Source organism: Ruegeria sp. BHSA123, from assembly GCF_059613425.1.
Window position 1 is genome coordinate 1 of the sequence record NZ_JBXWSL010000165.1, and the last position, 1,268, is coordinate 1,268.

Sequence of the window (1,268 nt, forward strand, 5' to 3'; positions counted from 1 at the left end):
GTTCGATACGGTGGATCAATGGCTCTCAAATCTGGACGGATTGCTCGTATTTGGACGGCAGGGCCTGTTCGCCCACGATAATACCCATCACGCCTTTGCCATGGCCTATGGCGCGGCGGATTGCATCGACGGCAAGGGCCATGTCGACCGCGCGAAATGGAACCGGTATCGCGAAGTCTTTGCCACCCATGTGGTGGAAGACTGATCCATGTCCGCCTGGCAGGCCGATATCCTGATGTATCATTCGATCTCGGATGCGCCGGGGCCAACCTCGATCGCACCCGAGGTGTTCAAGGCACAGATGAAGGCGCTTGCGGACTCGGGTCTGCCGGTGGTCACACCTGATGCGCTGGCCAACCCGCCTGCCCCCCGCGTGGTCATCATCAGTTTCGATGACGGGTTTGAAGATTTCGCCGACACCGCCTGGCCGATCCTGCGCGATCACGACTTCTGCCCGATCGTCTATTTGCCCTCGGGCCTAATGGGCGGCAGCGACAGTTGGGCCGGAGGCAATATCCCTGCCCGCCCGCTGATGGGCTGGGACAGGGTCGAGACGCTGGCAGCTGAAGGGGTCTGTTTTGGCGCGCATAGTGTCACTCATCCCGATCTCACCACGCTGGATGCGCTCATGCTGGAAGAGGAAGTCAGCGGATCCGGTCAGGACATTGCCGCCCGGCTTGGCCAGCCCACCCGGCATTTCGCACCGCCTTATGGCGCGTCGAACTCTAGCGTTCTCAGACAGATCGCGCAGCATTACGACACCTCGGTCGGCACAAGGCTGGGCGTGGCCAAAGCGGGGGATGATATGCACGACCTGTCCCGGCTCGAGATGTTCTATTTCAACAACATCGCCCGCTGGAAGGCGCATCTTGCTGGACGCGGCGGGTCCTATCTCACGGCCCGCAGGGCAATGCGCGGCATCCGTGCGATGGTGCGGGGAAAATCGTGGTAAAGTTGGTTCTTACACAGTGACTGGTACAAACAAATGCATATTCTGATTACCGGCGGCGCCGGGTTTATAGGCTCCCATTTAACGGAACGGCTGATCGGTGAAGGGCATCGGGTCACGATCCTTGACGATCTGTCGACCGGGCTGATGTCCAATCTGGCTTCTGTCTCGGACCACCCGGACTTCACTTTTGTCAAAGGCAGTATTCTTGACCGGGGACTGGTCGCTGAACTGGTCGATCCGGCGGATGTGGTGTTCCACCTGGCGGCGGCCGTCGGGGTCAAGCTGATCATGGACGAACCCAGCCGGTCGATCCTGA

The 1,268-nt window shown here is 60.1% G+C and carries 3 protein-coding genes; all 3 read left to right on the plus strand.

Going from position 1 to position 1,268, the window contains the following annotated elements; all coding sequences use genetic code 11:
* Positions 1-205: hypothetical protein (locus tag AC2FNC_RS20790; protein WP_496716583.1), on the plus strand; the 205-nt coding region annotated here is incomplete at its 5' end.
* Positions 206-208: 3 nt separating this feature from the next.
* Positions 209-952 (plus strand): polysaccharide deacetylase family protein, encoded by a 744-nt coding sequence (locus AC2FNC_RS20795; RefSeq protein ID WP_496716584.1) that lies wholly within the window; start codon positions 209-211, stop codon positions 950-952.
* Between the two features lie 33 nt (positions 953-985).
* Positions 986-1,268 (plus strand): NAD-dependent epimerase/dehydratase family protein (locus AC2FNC_RS20800; RefSeq protein WP_496716585.1); only part of this gene is annotated, 283 nt, incomplete at its 3' end.

Bases quoted from the DNA above. Each gene is read 5' to 3' on its own strand.
- AC2FNC_RS20795 (WP_496716584.1), top strand. From the start codon at position 209: ATGTCCGCCTGGCAGGCCGATATCCTGATGTATCATTCGATCTCGGAT.